The sequence below is a fragment of the Brachybacterium zhongshanense genome, from assembly GCF_055385755.1.
Window position 1 is genome coordinate 1,093,319 of the sequence record NZ_AP043790.1, and the last position, 15,665, is coordinate 1,108,983.

The 15,665-nt window shown below is 70.8% G+C and carries 15 protein-coding genes and 3 tRNA genes; 16 read left to right on the forward strand and 2 right to left on the reverse strand.

The features are described from left to right. The first annotated feature begins 9 nt into the window (after positions 1–9). The 7 genes from ACZ5AJ_RS04935 to ACZ5AJ_RS04965 all read left to right on the forward strand — a co-directional run bounded on the left by ACZ5AJ_RS04935 (position 10) and on the right by ACZ5AJ_RS04965 (position 4,288). Positions 10–321 carry a DUF4333 domain-containing protein gene (locus ACZ5AJ_RS04935; RefSeq protein ID WP_464137615.1) on the forward strand — a complete coding sequence of 104 codons (312 nt, stop codon included), beginning with the start codon at positions 10–12 and terminating at the stop codon, positions 319–321. A gap of 122 nt (positions 322–443) precedes the next feature. Then, positions 444–1,220 (forward strand): fumarylacetoacetate hydrolase family protein, encoded by a 777-nt coding sequence (locus ACZ5AJ_RS04940; RefSeq protein WP_464137617.1) that lies wholly within the window; start codon positions 444–446, stop codon positions 1,218–1,220. Positions 1,221–1,350: 130 nt separating this feature from the next. Beyond that, positions 1,351–2,877 (forward strand): glutamate--tRNA ligase, encoded by a 1,527-nt coding sequence (gene gltX / locus ACZ5AJ_RS04945; RefSeq protein ID WP_464137618.1) that lies wholly within the window; start codon positions 1,351–1,353, stop codon positions 2,875–2,877. A 186-nt stretch (positions 2,878–3,063) separates the two neighbouring features. After that, positions 3,064–3,135: transfer RNA gene (locus ACZ5AJ_RS04950), tRNA-Gln, on the forward strand. A 33-nt stretch (positions 3,136–3,168) separates the two neighbouring features. Further along, positions 3,169–3,241 (forward strand) — tRNA-Glu (locus tag ACZ5AJ_RS04955). 28 nt (positions 3,242–3,269) lie between these two features. Beyond that, positions 3,270–3,342 (forward strand) — tRNA-Glu (locus tag ACZ5AJ_RS04960). 130 nt (positions 3,343–3,472) lie between these two features. Continuing rightward, positions 3,473–4,288: a universal stress protein gene (locus ACZ5AJ_RS04965; protein WP_464137620.1), complete on the forward strand. Its 816-nt coding sequence runs from the start codon at positions 3,473–3,475 to the stop codon at positions 4,286–4,288. Positions 4,289–4,393: 105 nt separating this feature from the next. Here the strand turns inward: ACZ5AJ_RS04965 and ACZ5AJ_RS04970 are convergent, their stop codons facing one another. Next, entirely contained in the window at positions 4,394–5,131 is a 738-nt protein-coding gene (locus ACZ5AJ_RS04970) for an IclR family transcriptional regulator (protein WP_464137621.1), read from the reverse strand. A gap of 167 nt (positions 5,132–5,298) precedes the next feature. Here ACZ5AJ_RS04970 and leuC point away from each other — a divergent pair, with 167 nt between their 5' ends. The 7 genes from leuC to ACZ5AJ_RS05005 all read left to right on the forward strand — a co-directional run bounded on the left by leuC (position 5,299) and on the right by ACZ5AJ_RS05005 (position 12,673). Then, a complete protein-coding gene (gene leuC, locus ACZ5AJ_RS04975; protein WP_464137623.1) occupies positions 5,299–6,729 on the forward strand; it encodes a 3-isopropylmalate dehydratase large subunit in 1,431 nt (476 codons plus the stop codon). A 43-nt stretch (positions 6,730–6,772) separates the two neighbouring features. Then, positions 6,773–7,387: a 3-isopropylmalate dehydratase small subunit gene (gene leuD, locus ACZ5AJ_RS04980; protein WP_464137624.1), complete on the forward strand. Its 615-nt coding sequence runs from the start codon at positions 6,773–6,775 to the stop codon at positions 7,385–7,387. A gap of 131 nt (positions 7,388–7,518) precedes the next feature. After that, entirely contained in the window at positions 7,519–8,835 is a 1,317-nt protein-coding gene (gene murA, locus ACZ5AJ_RS04985) for a UDP-N-acetylglucosamine 1-carboxyvinyltransferase (protein ID WP_464137626.1), read from the forward strand. Positions 8,836–8,842: 7 nt separating this feature from the next. Beyond that, positions 8,843–9,496 (forward strand): hypothetical protein, encoded by a 654-nt coding sequence (locus ACZ5AJ_RS04990; RefSeq protein WP_464137629.1) that lies wholly within the window; start codon positions 8,843–8,845, stop codon positions 9,494–9,496. Next, positions 9,496–10,527 (forward strand): lysophospholipid acyltransferase family protein, encoded by a 1,032-nt coding sequence (locus ACZ5AJ_RS04995; RefSeq protein WP_464137631.1) that lies wholly within the window; start codon positions 9,496–9,498, stop codon positions 10,525–10,527. Before ACZ5AJ_RS04990 ends, ACZ5AJ_RS04995 begins: the two co-directional genes overlap by 1 nt. Further along, on the forward strand, positions 10,524–11,540 hold the full coding sequence (locus tag ACZ5AJ_RS05000; protein ID WP_464137633.1) for an NAD(P)H-dependent glycerol-3-phosphate dehydrogenase: 1,017 nt from the start codon (positions 10,524–10,526) through the stop codon (positions 11,538–11,540). The genes ACZ5AJ_RS04995 and ACZ5AJ_RS05000 overlap by 4 nt, the downstream gene beginning before the upstream one ends. Before the next feature lie 14 nt (positions 11,541–11,554). Then, positions 11,555–12,673, forward strand: a complete 1,119-nt coding sequence (locus ACZ5AJ_RS05005) for a D-alanine--D-alanine ligase family protein (RefSeq protein ID WP_464137636.1) — start codon at positions 11,555–11,557, stop codon at positions 12,671–12,673. Between the two features lie 67 nt (positions 12,674–12,740). On the opposite strand, the gene ACZ5AJ_RS05010 is transcribed toward ACZ5AJ_RS05005, so the two are convergent. After that, on the reverse strand, positions 12,741–13,229 hold the full coding sequence (locus tag ACZ5AJ_RS05010; protein WP_464137638.1) for a DUF3515 family protein: 489 nt from the start codon (positions 13,227–13,229) through the stop codon (positions 12,741–12,743). Positions 13,230–13,304: 75 nt separating this feature from the next. On the opposite strand from ACZ5AJ_RS05010, the gene ACZ5AJ_RS05015 reads away from it, so the two are divergent. Together ACZ5AJ_RS05015 and ACZ5AJ_RS05020 are read left to right on the forward strand one after the other, a co-directional pair. Continuing rightward, positions 13,305–14,414: a thiamine-phosphate kinase gene (locus tag ACZ5AJ_RS05015; RefSeq protein WP_464137639.1), complete on the forward strand. Its 1,110-nt coding sequence runs from the start codon at positions 13,305–13,307 to the stop codon at positions 14,412–14,414. A 177-nt stretch (positions 14,415–14,591) separates the two neighbouring features. Next, positions 14,592–15,659 (forward strand): NAD(P)-dependent alcohol dehydrogenase, encoded by a 1,068-nt coding sequence (locus ACZ5AJ_RS05020; RefSeq protein ID WP_464137641.1) that lies wholly within the window; start codon positions 14,592–14,594, stop codon positions 15,657–15,659. Positions 15,660–15,665 lie beyond the last annotated feature (6 nt).

The window sequence follows — 15,665 nt, forward strand, 5'->3', positions numbered from 1 at the left end:
GAGCACACCATGTCGACCACCCGCACCCGCACCCGCCGCGTCCTGGCCCCTCTCGCCCTCGCAGCCATGGGCGCGCTCGCGCTGAGCGCCTGCAGCTCGAGCGTCTCCGCGGACGACGTCGAGGAGCAGATCAGCACGCAGTACGAGGACCAGATGGGCGCCGCGCCCGATGAGGTCACCTGCGATGAGGACCTCCCTGCCGAGGTGGACTCCCAGATCTCCTGCTCGATGACCGTGGAGGGCCAGGAGGTTCCGCTGACGGTCACGGTCACCTCCGTCGAGGACGGCACTGCCAGCTTCGACATCGAGGTCGCTGAGTGACCCGCGCCTGATCTGCAGGTCCCGACGGCATCGTCCGACGTCGTCGGCACTTCTCGCCGTCGCAGCCCCCGGGGCGGAAGCACCCCCGGAGGGCGGCGTCGCGACGCCCTAGACTTGCGCCCATGCGCATCGCCCGATTCACCACCGGTGAAGACCCCATGTACGGCATCGTCCAGGACCGGGACGGTGAGGACATGGTCTTCGGCATCACCGGCGACCCCCTGTACACCGAGATCCGTCCCACGGGCGCGATCCATCCTCTCGCCGACGTGCGACTGCTCGCCCCCGTCATCCCGCGCTCCAAGGTCGTCTGCGTCGGCCGCAACTACGCCGCCCACGCTGCGGAGCTCGGCAACGCGGTGCCCGAGAGCCCGCTGCTGTTCCTCAAGCCCAACACCGCCGTCATCGGCCCCGGTGATCCCGTCGTGCTGCCGCCCTACAGCAGCGAGGTCAGCCTCGAGGCCGAGCTCGCGGTCGTGATCCAGCGGATGGCCAAGGACGTCGACCCCGAGAGCGTCGCCGACGTCATCCTCGGGTACACGTGCGCCAACGACTTCACCGCGCGCGATGCCCAGCGCGAGGAGAAGCAGTGGTTCCGAGCCAAGGCGTTCGACACGTCCTGCCCGATCGGCCCGTGGATCGAGACCGATCTGGATCCCGCCTCCCTCGCGATCGGATCCTCGGTCGACGGCGAGGTCGCCCAGGAGGGCACCACTGCCGACATGCTCCGCTCCGTGCCGGAGCTCGTCGCCGAGATCTCCCGCGTCGTCACGCTGCTCCCCGGGGACGTGATCCTCACGGGAACACCGGCCGGGGTGCGCACGGTCGAGGCCGGTGCCAGGGTCGACGTGACCATCGAGGGGATCGGCACCCTCACCAACCCCGTCGTGCGGCGCTGAGCACCCTCACCCGCTGAGCCCCCGACCTTCCGCATACTCCGTCCGTCGCCCGATCGCCGCCGGACGCCATCGCCCCTCGTCCCCGGTGACAACCGCCGGGCTGACGAAACCTTCGAAGGAGAGACCCCGCGTGACCCACGCACCTGCCTCCGCACCCACCACCGACGCCACCGGCGCCGAGGTCCGCGTGCGCTTCTGCCCGAGCCCCACCGGCACCCCCCACATGGGGATGGTGCGCACGGCACTGTTCAACTGGGCGCACGCTCGCCACCACGGCGGCACGCTCGTCTTCCGCATCGAGGACACCGACGCCGCCCGCGACAGCGAGGAGTCCTACCACCAGCTGCTCGACGCGATGCGGTGGCTCGGCATCGACTGGGACGAGGGCGTCGAGGTCGGCGGTCCGGACGGCCCCTACCGGCAGTCGCAGCGCGGCGAGATCTACCGCGACGTGATCGAGAAGCTCAAGGCCGGCGGCTTCATCTACGAGTCCTACTCGACCAACGAGGAGATCCGTGCCCGGCATGAGGCCGCCGGACGAGACCCGCAGCTGGGCTACGACGGTCACGACCGCGATCTGACCGACGAGCAGAAGGCCGCCTTCCGCGCCGAGGGCCGGGAGCCCGTGTGGCGTCTGCGCATGCCCGACGAGGACATCGTCTTCGAGGATCTCGTGCGCGGTGAGATCACCTTCAAGGCCGGTTCCACTCCCGACTTCGTCGTGGTGCGGGCGAACGGGCAGCCGCTGTACACGCTCGTGAACCCCGTCGACGATGCGCTCATGCGCATCACCGATGTTCTCCGTGGTGAGGACCTGCTCTCCTCCACGCCTCGCCAGATCGCGCTCTACCGTGCACTCATCGAGATCGGGGTGGCGGAGACGATCCCGCGCTTCGGCCACCTTCCGTACGTGATGGGGGAGGGCAACAGGAAGCTCTCCAAGCGCGACCCGGAGTCCAATCTCTTCCTGTACCGGGAGAAGGGCTTCCTGCCCGAGGGAATGGTCAACTACCTCGCACTGCTCGGCTGGGGCTACAGCGCGGACCAGGACATCTTCAGCCGCGAGCAGATGGTGGAGCGCTTCGACGCCGCCGATGTGAACCCCAACCCGGCGCGGGTGGACTTCAAGAAGGCCACGGCCATCAACGCCGACCACATGCGCCTGCTGGCTCCGGCGGAGTTCACCGAGCGCATGATCCCCTACCTCCAGCAGGACGGGCTCCTGGAGGAGCCGCCGACCGCCGACCAGCTCGCCCTGCTCGAGTCCGCCACCCCCCTGGTGCAGCCGCGGATGAACCTGCTGGGAGAGGCGCCGGACATGCTGCGCTTCCTGTTCGTCTCCGATGCCGACCTGGTCATCGAGGAGGACGCGCTCAAGAAGCTGGGGGAGGACCCGGTCGCGGTGCTCGATCGTGCGATCACCGAGGTCGAGGCGGTCCCGGAGGGTGCCTTCGACGCCTCAGCGCTCGAGGAGCGGCTGCGCGCCGCCATCGTCGAGGACATGGGCATCAAGCCGCGTCTGGCCTTCGGGCCCCTCCGCAGCGCGATCTCCGGCCGCCGCATCTCCCCGCCGCTGTTCGAGTCCATGGAGCTCCTGGGCCGGACCTCGAGCCTGACGCGTCTGCGAGCTCTGCGCGAGAGGCTCGCATCTGCGTGATGACCTCCCCGAACGCTGTGAGGCCGGGTGGTCAGCCTCACAGCGTTCAGGGCCCGTTTCGATTTGTGCGGGCGTCCGCCAGCGGGTAGTGTTCTATCTCGTTGCGGCACGGAAGTGCGAAACAGCAGAGGCTCCGGAGTGTTCAGGGAATCGGCTGGATCGCGTTGTGGAAGTGTTCGCTCACCATGGGGTATGGTGTAATTGGCAACACAACGGTTTCTGGTACCGTCATTCTAGGTTCGAGTCCTGGTACCCCAGCGCTGATCGATTCTTCGGAGTCGAGCAGTCCGCGCCCCGTTCGTCTAGCGGCCTAGGACGTCGCCCTCTCACGGCGGTAACACCGGTTCAAATCCGGTACGGGGTACGACGCAGGATCCTCGGATCCTGCGGGAGCCCCGTTCGTCTAGCGGCCCAGGACGTCGCCCTCTCACGGCGGTAACACCGGTTCAAATCCGGTACGGGGTACGGACAGGAGCCGGTGCCATATGGCACCGGCTCCTTCTCGTCTCCGCGCCTTTCTCCCCATGCACAGGAGATTGCTGGTCAGCGGCTCGGATCTATGGTCAGGCGTCGTCGCGCAGGGTATCGTCGGACTATGACGCCCATCACAAGACCGAGGATCACTGTCGGCGTATTCGACGCCGAGGAGTCGGATCACGCCGTGCGATGGGGCGCGCGCCACGCGCACCGTGTCGGCGGGACCCTGAACCTCGTCCACGCCTTCGTCTGGACCGAGCTCGACGTCAACACCGATCCCGTTCCCGGCCTGACCGGATCGGGGATCCGTGCCGCTGCGAACGGGCTGATGAAGGACGCCGCAGCCATCGCTCGCGCAGAGCATGAGGATCTGGAGATCTCCTCGCAGATCATCGACGGGAACGCTGTCCCGGTCCTCGTCGAGACGAGTGAGGAGTCCGACGTGATCGTCCTGGGCGGGAGAGGGCTGGGTCGCCTGCTCACCCTGATCGTCGGATCCAAGAGTCTCGCCCTGGCCGCACGATCCCACTGTCCGGTGGTGGTCGTTCGCGGAGCCGTCGACGCCGAGGGGCCCATCGGCCTCGTCCACCATGAGACCGCCACCGAGCATGTCCAGCGCGCCGGGGACCTCGCCCTCGCCTATGGCCGGGACATCGCCCTGATCGTGCGCGCCACGACCACCCCGGAGCAGGCCGAGGAGATCCTCGCCGACATCCGCGGACGCCTGAGCGTCACGCATCCGCAGGTCTACGTGCAGGGCGTCCATGCCGCCGCCTCCAACGGCGCCCGCGAACTCGTCCAGGCCAGCCAGGACGCCAGCATCATGGTCGTCGCGGGGGAGCGGACGGCGCCCGATGCGCCGGTCACCGCGCCGCGGCAGCTGGTGACCGTGCTGCGCTACGCCAACACTCCCGTGTGGATCGAGCGCGACTGACTCCTGAGCCCCGCTCGCCGCGCCTTGCGCAGCGAGCTCCGTGCCCGGAGGGCGGGGTCAGCGGTGCACTGCGCCCAGCGGTGAGGCGCAGCGACCGTGATGTCCTCAGGAGCCGGCGCGGCGCAGCAGCTCGGTGAGGTGGTTCGCGCTGCTCATCACCGAGGCGGCGTGGAGGCGACCGGGCTGACGGGTGATGCGTTCGATGGGGCCCGAGACGCTCAGGGCGGCGACGACGCGACCGTTGGGGCCGCGGACAGGTGCCGACACCGATCCCACACCGGGTTCGCGCTCCCCGATGGACTGCGCCCAGCCCCGGCGGCGGACCGCGGAGAGCTGGGTGGCGGTGAAGCGTGCACCGAGCAGGCCCCGGTGGAGTCGGTCGGGCTCCTCCCAGGCCAGGAGGATCTGGGCGGCGGATCCGGCCTTCATGGTCAGGGCCGAGCCCAGCGGCACGGAGTCGCGCAGGCCGATCGGACGCTCCGCGGCGGCCACGCAGATGCGATGGTCGCCCTGGCGCCGATAGAGCTGGGCGGACTCGCCCGTATGGTCGCGGAGGGCGGCGAGCACCGGTCCGGCGGATGCCAGCAGGCGGTCCTCCCCGGCCGCCGCCGCGAGCTCGCCCAGGCGCGGGCCGAGGATGAAGCGGCCCTGCATGTCGCGCGAGACCAGATGGTGGTACTCGAGCGCCACGGCGAGGCGGTGCGCGGTGGGTCGGGCCAGTCCTGTGGACTGGACGAGCTGCGCGAGCGTGGCGGGGCCGGCTTCGAGAGCCCCGAGAACGATCGCGGCCTTGTCGAGCACGCCGACGCCGCTGCCGTTCTCCTCCGGTGGGGTGTTGTCCATGCACCGATATTGACGTCTTATTTTGTGAGACGCAAGTGCATGGCCCTAGGATCCCTCCGACCATTGACCTTGCACCCGCACCACGGGTGCGCAGCGACACCACGTCGGCCCAGCGGAGGGACGGCGACGAGAAGCATCCGCATCACGGGTGCGAGGAGGTAACGATCATGGCGGGCACGCTCGCGGAGAAGGTCTGGGCGGATCATGTGGTCCGCCGCGGTGAGAACGGTGAGCCGGATCTGCTCTACATCGACCTCCAGCTCCTGCACGAGGTCACCAGCCCGCAGGCCTTCGACGGCCTCCGCCAGGAGGGGCGCGCCCCGCGACGCATCGACCAGACGCTCGCGACCGAGGATCACAACACCCCCACGATCGACATCGACAAGCCGATCGCGGATCTGACCTCCCGCACCCAGATCGACACGCTGCGCCGCAATGCCGAGGAGTTCGGCGTGCGCATCCACTCCCTCGGCGACAAGGACCAGGGGATCGTCCACGTGGTCGGTCCGCAGCTGGGACTGACCATGCCGGGGATCACGGTCGTCTGCGGCGACTCGCACACCTCGACGCATGGCGCCTTCGGTGCGCTGGCCTTCGGCATCGGCACGTCCGAGGTCGAGCATGTGCTGGCCACCCAGACGCTCCCCCTGAAGCCGTTCAAGACCATGGCGATCACCGTCGACGGCGATCTCAAGCCGGGCGTGACCGCGAAGGACATCATCCTCGCGGTGATCGCGAAGATCGGCACCGGCGGCGGCGCCGGATATGTGCTCGAGTACCGCGGTGAGGCGATCAGGAAGCTCTCCATGGAGGGCCGCATGACGATCTGCAACATGTCCATCGAGGCGGGCGCCCGCGCCGGCATGATCGCTCCGGACGAGACCACCTTCGAGTACGTCAAGGGTCGCCCTCATGCCCCGACCGGTGCGGACTGGGACGAGGCCGTCGCCTACTGGCGCACGCTGCGCAGCGACGACGACGCCGTCTTCGACGCCGAGGTCCACATCGACGCCGACGCCCTCGAGCCCTTCGTCACCTGGGGCACGAACCCCGGCCAGGGCCTGCCGCTGTCGGCGGCCGTCCCGGCCCCGGAGGACTTCACCGACGACACCGCGCGCGTGGCCGCGGAGAACGCCCTGCGCTACATGGACCTGGTCCCCGGCACCCCGCTGAAGGACATCAAGGTCGACACCGTCTTCATGGGGTCGTGCACGAACGGACGCATCGAGGACCTGCGCGCCTTCGCCTCCATCGTCCAGGGTCGCCGCAAGAGCCCGGACGTCCGCGTGATGGTCGTGCCGGGCTCCGCCCGCGTGCGCCTGCAGGCCGAGCAGGAGGGGCTGGACCGCATCTTCCTCGAGTTCGGTGCGGAGTGGCGTCAGGCCGGCTGCTCGATGTGCCTGGGCATGAACCCCGACCAGCTGAAGCCGGGAGAGCGCGCCGCCTCCACCTCGAACCGCAACTTCGAGGGACGCCAGGGCAAGGGCGGGCGCACCCATCTGGTCTCGCCGGTCGTCGCCGCTGCGACGGCTGTGCGCGGCACGCTGTCCTCGCCGTCGGACCTCGATCCGGTCGACACCCTCTCCGCGGTCGCCTGAGCCCCCGCGCCGGACCCGCACGCAGATTCTCCAGGAGCACCTGATGGAAGCCTTCACCACCCACACCGGCATCGGCGTCCCGCTGCGCCGCAGCAACGTCGACACCGACCAGATCATCCCGGCCGTCTACCTCAAGCGCGTCACCAAGACCGGCTTCGACGACGGACTGTTCAACGCCTGGCGCACCAACGATCCCGACTTCGTGCTCAACCGTCCGGCCTACGCGAAGGGCTCCGTGCTCGTGGCGGGCCCCGACTTCGGCACCGGCTCCTCGCGCGAGCATGCGGTGTGGGCGCTGCGCGACTACGGCTTCAAGGCCGTGCTCTCCTCGCGCTTCGCCGACATCTTCCGGGGCAACTCCGGGAAGCAGGGCCTGGTCGCCGGCGTCCTCGCGCAGGACGACATCGAGCAGCTGTGGAAGATCCTCGAGGAGGCGCCGGGGACCGAGGTGACCGTCGATCTCGTCGAGCGCCAGGTGCACGCGGCGGATGCGACCTTCCGCTTCGACCTCGACGACTACACCCGCTGGCGGATCATGGAGGGGCTGGACGACATCGGTCTGACCCTCCGCCATGAGGAGGACATCACCGCCTTCGAGGCGAAGCGCCCTTCCTGGATGCCCAAGACGCTGCCGGCGCGCACGGCCGACTCGGTCTGACCCCCGTTCACCCGGCTCACCGCGACCCAGGTTCCCGGACCTGGGTCGCGGTGCGTCCGGAGACTGCTCCGGTATGGTGACCTGGTCAGAATCCGGGCGCCCGGGCGCCTGAGCCTCGAAGCAAGGACACCATGACCTCGACATTCCATGTGCGCGGAGGACGGCCGCTCGACGGCGAGATCACTGTCCGCGGTGCCAAGAACCTCGTCTCGAAGGCGATGGTGGCCGCGCTGCTGGGGGAGTCCCCGAGCATCCTCCACTCGGTTCCGGACATCCGCGACGTCCAGATCGTCTCGCAGCTGCTGTCGATCCATGGCGTGAAGGTAGAGCGGGACGTCGCCGGCGGCACCATCCGCATGGATCCCTCGAACGTGGAGCGAGCGCATGCCACGGAGATCGACGCCCACGCCGGCAGCTCGCGCATCCCGATCCTGTTCTGCGGTCCGCTGCTGCACCGGCTGGGGGAGGCGATCATCCCCGACCTCGGAGGGTGCCGCATCGGCGATCGGCCGATCAACTATCACCTCGACGTGCTGCGGAAGTTCGGCGCGGTGGTGGACAAGCGGGAGATGGGCATCTCCATCACCGCGCCGAACGGCCTGACCGGGACCCGAATCCATCTGGAGTACCCGAGCGTCGGCGCGACCGAGCAGGTGCTGCTGACGGCGGTGCGTGCTCAGGGCATCACGGAGCTGTCCAACGCCGCGGTGGAGCCGGAGATCGAGGACCTCATCGCGGTGCTGCAGAAGATGGGGGCGCTCATCACCCTGCAGACCGATCGCACCATCACGATCGAAGGGGTGGAGCGCCTCGGAGGCTACGAGCACGTGGCCATCCCCGACCGGATCGAGGCAGGCTCCTGGGCGTGCGCGGCGCTGGTCACCCGGGGATCGGTGTTCATCCGGGGCGCGCAGCAGAAGCCGATGGCGACGTTCCTGAACACCTTCCGTCGCATCGGCGGGGGCATGGACATCACCGATGCCGGCATCCGCTTCCACCATCCCGGCACGCCGCTGCGCGCGGTCGCCGTGGAGACCGACGTGCATCCGGGCCTGATGACGGACTGGCAGCAGCCCCTGGTCGTCGCGCTCACGCAGGCCGACGGCATCTCCATCGTGCATGAGACCGTGTACGAGAACCGCCTGGGGTTCACCTCGGCGCTGAACGACATGGGCGCACGGATCCAGGTGTACCGCGAGTGCCTGGGCGGCTCCAGCTGCCGGTTCGGGCGGCGCAACTTCAACCACTCCGCGGTGATCTCCGGGCCGACGCCTCTGCGGGGCGCCGAGATCACCGTCCCCGACCTGCGCGGCGGCTTCTCGTACCTGATCGCGGCGCTCGGCGCGGAGGGGGAGTCCACGATCCACGGCATCGACCTGATCGATCGCGGGTACGAGCTGTTCCGCGAGAAGCTCACGGCGCTCGGCGCCGAGTACTGGGAGGACTGATCCGCCGATGAGCCACGACGGCGACACCACCGACCTCGCGGGACACGTCGAGGACGTCGACGGCCAGCTGCTCGAGCCGACATCCAGCATCGAGGGCGCGGCCGTCGGCGGGACGACGTCGGCCGCAGCGTCCTCGATCGCCTTGCGGGACATCCCGATCCCGGACTACTGCGATGTCGTGATCGTGCCGACCGGCGGCGTCGACGAGCAGGATCCGCGGGTGTGGGCGGAGGCGATCTTCTCCCACGAGAACACGCCCCTGACGAAGCGGGGTGTCCGCGCCCTGCGCGACGAGGCTGTGCGTCTGTTCGACATGGTGCCTCCTCCGGAGAAGGAGTACGCCGCCGATGAGGTGGTCGGAGGCGAGGCCCTGATCAAGGACGACGACGACCGGTGGCGCATGCGGATCGGCGTGGCCGTCCTCCCGGGCGGGAAGCTGCTCCAGGTGACCACGGCCGTCCAGTTCCGGTCGATCCGCGGTCGCGTGGCCTTCGCCCCGAGGCGGCTGATGCATGCCGCAGCGGTGAACACCCTCGCCCGTCGGGCGCCGACGACGATCCGGCGGCGTGCCATGGTCGCCGGGCGTTCGCCGGTGCGGTCGGTGGGCGGCCAGGCCGCCCGCAGGGCCCTGGGCCGCGGCCGCGACGCGGTCGCCGACTGATGCGCGGACGCGGGCCGTCGGTCGGTCGCGGACCGTCCGACGGGGTCGTCGATCTGCCGCCGCCGGCGCGCACGCCCCTTCGCCGCAGCTGGGGCCTCGGGGCGGCGCGTCCGCCCGAGCGCAGGGCGGGCGCCGTGATCGGTCTCGCCCAGATCCCCCTGCGACCTCTGCTTGCGGTGATCTCACGACCGCTGTGGCTGGGCGCGGACCGGTTCCCTGCACGCGGAGGTGCAGTGGTCTGCGGAAATCACACGGGGCCGCTGGACGCGCTCGCGTACGGGCACCTGCTGCAGGCCTCCGGCATCGCGCCGCGGTTCCTCGCCAAGGAGGCGATGTTCCGCGTTCCCGTGCTGGGGACGCTGCTGCGGGCCACCGGCCAGGTACCGGTGCATCGCGGTTCGCGTCGCGGGCAGGACGCCCTGGCCAGTGGCCGGGAGGCGCTCGCGCGCGGAGAGATGATGATGATCTTCCCCGAGGGCAGCTACACGCGGGATCCCGAGGTGTGGCCGATGCGCGGGCGCCTCGGCGCGGCGCGCCTGGCGCTGTCGACGGGGGTCCCGCTGGTCCCGGTGGCCTGCTGGGGCTCACGGGCGCTGTGGCCCGTCGGCACTGCGCTCCCCAGACCCGGCCGGGGGCGGCGCATCATCATGAGCGTCGGGGAGCCGATCCGTGCCGAGCGCCGCGAGGGGGAGAGCGAGCATGCGGCCGCCGTCCGCGTGACGGGCGAGGTGATGGCGGCCATCGCCGCGCAGCTCGGCGCCCTGCGCGGGCAGACGCCTCCGACGACCCTGCATGATCCCGCCTCGGACGCTCTGCGACCGGAGAGCGGGCAGAAGCTCAGCCGGGAGGATCTGCACTGCCTGCGCGACGCCGCCGCAGCGGCGCTGGTGCGGGCGCAGACCGCCCTCCCGGAGACTGCCAACGCGCAGGACGGGACCGAGCCGGGCGGCAGCGAGCCGGGCGGCACCGAGCAGGGCGGGACCGAGCCGGACGGCATCGGGAGGCACCGCACCACGGAGGAGACCGGATGAGCAGAACCCGTCTGGCTGTGCTGGGCGCCGGGAGCTGGGGCACCACCTTCGCCCAGGTCCTCGACGACGCCGGCGCCGACGTCGTCCTCTGGGCGCGGCGGGAACAGGTCGCTCGGGAGATCGAGCACGAGCACCGCAACAGCGCCTATCTCGGCGAGCACGAGCTGCCGTCCGCGCTCCGGGCCACCGCGTCGATCGCGGAGGCCCTCGAAGGGGTCGACGGGATCGTCGTGGCCGTCCCCGCGCAGTCGCTGCGCGCCACGCTCGGGAGCTGGAGGGAGGAGCCGGGCCTGGCCGGAGGGCTGCCGCATGTGCCCGTGCTGTCGCTGGTCAAGGGCATCGAGCGGGGGACCGACGCCCGGATGAGCGAGGTCCTCGCCGACGGCGGCGGTGTGCCCTCGGAGCTGGTGGGCGTCCTCTCGGGACCGAACCTGTCCGGGGAGATCGCCGAGCGGCGGCCGTGCGCCTCGGTGGCGGCCGCTCCCGCGCAGGAGCTCGCCGAGACCTTCGCCTCGTGGTGCGACGCACCCTACCTGCGGGTGTACACATCGACGGATGTGGTCGGGGTCGAGATCGCCGGCGCCGTGAAGAACGTCATCGCGATCGCCGTCGGCGCCGCGTCGGGCCTGGGCCACGGGCACAACACGACCGCGAGCCTGATCACCCGGGGGCTCGCCGAGATCACTCGCCTGGGCGTCGCCCTCGGAGGTCGCCGCGAGACCTTCGCAGGGCTCGCGGGCATGGGCGATCTCGTGGCGACCTGCGCCTCCCCGCTCAGCCGCAACCACCGCCTGGGGCTCGCCCTGGGACGCGGGATGGACGTCGCTGCGGCCGCCCGCGAGGTGGGTCAGACAGCGGAGGGCGTGGCCACGGCGCGAGCCGTCGCGGATCTCGCCTCGCGCCTCGGGGTGGACATGCCGATCACCCGTTCGGTCGTCGCCGTGGTGGACCAGGGCGCGGGGATCGAGCAGGTCACAGCGGCCCTGCTGGCGCGATCCGTGCGTCCCGAGTGACTACGCTTCCCCCTATGAGAACGACTGTCGCCCTCCTCTTCGGCGGCCGCAGCGGCGAGCACGGCATCTCGTGCGTCACCGCCGGCGGCATCCTCGGTGCCATCGACCGCGAGCGCTATGACGTGGTCGCCGTCGGCATCACCCGCGAGGGTCGCTGGGTGCGGGTCTCCGAGGATCCCGCCGACTGGGCCCTTGCGGACGGCGAGGCCCCCGAGGTACCCGACGACGGTGCCGAGGTGCTCCTGCCGCCCGGGCGCAAGCTGCCCGGGGAGAGGGCCGTGCTGCGCACGGTCGACGCCGACGGTCGGATCGTGCCGCTGGCAGGCATCGACGTGGTGCTGCCGCTGCTGCACGGGCCCTACGGAGAGGACGGCACCGTCCAGGGGCTGCTGGAGATGCTCGACATCCCCTATGTCGGCAGCGGCGTGCTCGCCTCGGCGACCGGCATGGACAAGGCGGCCACGAAGGCCGTGCTGCAGGCTGCGGGGATCGCCTGCGCTCCCGGCATCGTCGTCCACGAGGACCGTTGGGCCCAGGGCGCCGAGCAGGTGCGAGCGCACCTCGAGGCGCGTCATCCGCTGCCCTGGTTCGTCAAGCCCGCCCGCGCTGGCTCGAGCCTCGGGGTGAGCCGCGTGACCAGCGTCGATGAGCTGGACCAGGCGATGAAGACTGCTTTCGCCGAAGACCCGAAGGTGCTCATCGAGGAGGGCGTGGTCGGTCGGGAGGTCGAATGCGGCGTGCTCCAGGGCCGCGACGGCGCCGAGCCGCGCACCACCGTCCCCGGTGAGGTGCGGGTGGGGGAGGACCTCGACTTCTATGACTACGAGGCGAAGTACTTCGGCAAGGGCACCGTCGTGATCGACGTGCCGGCAGCGCTGCCGGATGCGCAGCTGGAGGAGGTCCGCGACATCGCCGCGCGCGCCTTCGAGGCTCTCGGCCTGGAGGGCCTCTCGAGGGTGGACACCTTCGTGACCCCCGAGGGACGCGTCATCGTCAACGAGGTCAACACCATGCCCGGCTTCACCCCGTTCTCGATGTTCCCGGTGCTGTGGGAGAACATGGGAGTCACCTACTCCGAGCTCATCACCGATCTCCTGGAGCAGGCCCGCACCCGTCGCATCGGCTCGCGCTGAGCGCACCGCATCCGCACCGGCATCGGTGTCCGCACCGGATCTGTGCTGAGGCTGCGGATCCCTGCTCCTAGCCGACGTCCTCGACGCCGACGCATCGGGCGCTGACCGTGGTGGCGGCGTCCACCACGCCTGCGAGGTCCAGGGCCGCGGCCGAGGGCTGGTCCGGCGCGACCGTGCGCGGGACGGAGATGTCGAGCGCAGGGCTGCGACCGAAGGTCGTGTATGTCACGATGCCGTCCTCCTCCTTCACGATCCAGTCCACCTGCACGCCCGAGGCATCCTCGAGGGTCGTGCACATGTCGGTCGTGGGCCCTGGATCCGTGACGCCGCAGCGCAGGGCGATCGTGTCCTCGCCGGTTCCCCAGGCGGCCGTGCCCTGGCTCGTGGTCTCCTGACGCGACTGCCCCAGGAGCGACTCGGGCAGGCCGAGCACGATGTCGGCGCAGGCCGGGTCGGAGGCATCAGCGCCGGCCGGTACGGAGACGGCGCCGCAGGAGGTCAGACCGGCCAGCATGACGAGACCGCCGACCAGGGCGAGACAGCGGGATCGGAGCACGCCGAGAGCCTATCGGGGATCCCTGGACGGGGCCGTCGGGCGGTCGGCGGAGCCGCCGTCGGGCAGACTGTGCTCATGACCGGAACCGCGCACCTCGGGGAGGCCGGGCTGCTCGCCCGGATGCTCCCGCAGCTGGCCGTCGATCCGCGCACCGAGGTGGGACCCGGGGACGACTCCGCGGTGATCGAGCTCGCGTCCTCGCAGCTGGTGATCTCCACCGATGCGGTGGTCGAAGGATACGACTTCCTGCGCACGACGACGACCGCCCGCTGGCTGGGAGCGCGGATCGCGGTGCAGAACCTCGCCGATGTCGCAGCGATGGGGGTGCGCCCTCAGGCGCTCGTCGTCGCGATCTCGGCTCCCCGCGGAGAGGATCCCGCCGTCTTCGTCGGGATCACCGAGGGGTGCGCCCGGCGAGCCGAGGCCGACGGCGCGAGCATCGTCGGCGGGGACCTGGGGCGCTCCGACGCGCTGACCGCGACCGTCACCGCCGTCGGCGCGCTCGAGCCGGGGCAGGAGCCGGTCCGGCGGTCCGGAGCCCGCCCGGGCGACGTCCTCGCGATCGGGAGCGAGCAGCTGGGCCGCTCCGCCGCCGGCCTCGCGCTCGTGCTCTCCGGACGCGTCAGCATGGACTTCGCCTCAGGTGAGGATCCAGACATCCGTATCGACGGGTTCGACGGGTTCGGCGGGGTCGAGGGGGCCGGCGGGGTCGAAGGGTCCGACGGGGCCGACGGACTCGACGGGTTCGCCCGCGGGCTCCTCACCTGGCATGACGCTCCGGATCCCGATCTGTCGCTCGGATGGACCGTCGGCCGGGGCGCGCACGCGATGATCGACCTGTCCGACGGGCTCGTGCGGGACGCCGGCCGGCTCGCTGCGGCGAGCGGTGTGCTGGTCGACCTCGACCGGTCTGCGCTCGAGGCCGATGCCGCGCATCTGGCACCGATGGCGCGGAGCCTGGACGCCGATCCCTGGCAGTGGGTCCTCCACGGCGCCGAGGAGCACGCCATGCTCGCGGCGTTCCCGCCCGAGGCGGTGCCCGAGGGCTTCCGCCCCATCGGCCGGATCCGTCCTGCCGGCACCGCCGTCCCAGGCTCCGGCACCGTCGTCCCTGCCGACGGGCACCCGGGCGTGCTGCTCTCGGGGGCCGCAGTCCCCGTCGGCGGCTTCGATCACTTCTCCTGAGGCGTTCCGGGGCCGACGTTCCAGGGCCGGCGTCTCAGGGGCCTCGACGCTCGGCCCGCGCCCGCGCCCCCGGGCCGAGCGCCGAGGCATCCGACAAGGTGGGAGATGGCGGTGCGGGAGCGGGACTAGGCTGGCCCCCGGCCATCTCCCGATAGCCCCACTCCCAGGAGGAGCATCATGCCGATCGCCGTGAAGGCACTGCAGAAGACCGGGCCCGAGGAGCCCTTCCGCGTCACCGTCATCGAACGGCGCGATCCTCGTCCCGCCGACGTCGTCATCGACATCCGGGCCGCCGGCATCTGCCACAGCGACATCCACACCATCCGCAACGAGTGGGGCCGGGCGAGGTTCCCGCTCACCGTCGGGCACGAGATCGCGGGGGTCGTGTCGGCCGTCGGCGAGGGCGTGACCCGCTGGAAGGTCGGCGACCGCGTCGGAGTGGGCTGCATGGTCGACTCGTGCGGGCACTGCGAGCAGTGCCTGGCGGGGGAGGAGCAGGCCTGCCTGGAGGGGAACGTCGGCACCTACAACGCGATCGACGTCGACGGCACCGTCACCCAGGGCGGGTACGCCGAGAAGGTCGTCGTCGACGAGCGCTTCCTGTGCCGGATCCCCGATGCCCTCAGCTTCGAGGAGGCGGCGCCGCTGCTGTGCGCGGGGATCACCTCGTACTCGCCGCTCGCCCGCTGGGGCTCCGGACCCGGGAAGAAGGTCGCGGTGATGGGGCTGGGCGGCCTCGGCCACATGGGAGTCCGCATCGCCGCCGCGCAGGGCGCCGAGGTCACCGTGCTCTCCCGCTCCCGCAAGAAGGAGCAGCTGGCGATCGATCTCGGGGCGAGCGAGATGCTCTCGACCACCGAGGACGGCTTCTTCGCAGCCAACCGCGGCCGCTTCGATCTGATCCTCAACACGATCAGCGCGGACATCGACGTCGACGCCTACCTCTCCCTGCTCAGGCCCCGCGGGGTCATGGCGGTCGTCGGCCTGCCGCCCGCGCAGCAGAAGCTGAGCTTCGGCACCCTCATCGGCGGCGGGAAGGTGCTCGCCGGATCCAACATCGGCGGCATCGCCGAGACCCAGAAGATGCTGGACTTCTGCGCCGAGCACGGATTCGGCGCCCAGATCGAGACGGTCGGGGTGACCGAGGTCGATGCGGCCTACGACCGTGTGGTCGCCGGAGAGGTGTTCTTCCGCGCCGTCATCGACACCTCGACCTTCGCGGACGTCGACGCCGTCGCCGTCTGAGGCGGC

What these genes read in the sequence shown, in the direction of transcription:
- ACZ5AJ_RS04935 (WP_464137615.1), top strand. Translation starts at nt 10, where the DNA reads ATGTCGACCACCCGCACCCGCACCCGCCGCGTCCTGGCCCCTCTCGCC.
- ACZ5AJ_RS04940 (WP_464137617.1), top strand. Translation starts at nt 444, where the DNA reads ATGCGCATCGCCCGATTCACCACCGGTGAAGACCCCATGTACGGCATC.
- ACZ5AJ_RS04965 (WP_464137620.1), top strand. Translation starts at nt 3,473, where the DNA reads ATGACGCCCATCACAAGACCGAGGATCACTGTCGGCGTATTCGACGCC.
- ACZ5AJ_RS04970 (WP_464137621.1), bottom strand. Translation starts at nt 5,131, where the DNA reads ATGGACAACACCCCACCGGAGGAGAACGGCAGCGGCGTCGGCGTGCTC.
- leuC (WP_464137623.1), top strand. Translation starts at nt 5,299, where the DNA reads ATGGCGGGCACGCTCGCGGAGAAGGTCTGGGCGGATCATGTGGTCCGC.
- leuD (WP_464137624.1), top strand. Translation starts at nt 6,773, where the DNA reads ATGGAAGCCTTCACCACCCACACCGGCATCGGCGTCCCGCTGCGCCGC.
- murA (WP_464137626.1), top strand. Translation starts at nt 7,519, where the DNA reads ATGACCTCGACATTCCATGTGCGCGGAGGACGGCCGCTCGACGGCGAG.
- ACZ5AJ_RS04990 (WP_464137629.1), top strand. Translation starts at nt 8,843, where the DNA reads ATGAGCCACGACGGCGACACCACCGACCTCGCGGGACACGTCGAGGAC.
- ACZ5AJ_RS04995 (WP_464137631.1), top strand. Translation starts at nt 9,496, where the DNA reads ATGCGCGGACGCGGGCCGTCGGTCGGTCGCGGACCGTCCGACGGGGTC.
- ACZ5AJ_RS05000 (WP_464137633.1), top strand. Translation starts at nt 10,524, where the DNA reads ATGAGCAGAACCCGTCTGGCTGTGCTGGGCGCCGGGAGCTGGGGCACC.
- ACZ5AJ_RS05005 (WP_464137636.1), top strand. Translation starts at nt 11,555, where the DNA reads ATGAGAACGACTGTCGCCCTCCTCTTCGGCGGCCGCAGCGGCGAGCAC.
- ACZ5AJ_RS05015 (WP_464137639.1), top strand. Translation starts at nt 13,305, where the DNA reads ATGACCGGAACCGCGCACCTCGGGGAGGCCGGGCTGCTCGCCCGGATG.
- ACZ5AJ_RS05020 (WP_464137641.1), top strand. Translation starts at nt 14,592, where the DNA reads ATGCCGATCGCCGTGAAGGCACTGCAGAAGACCGGGCCCGAGGAGCCC.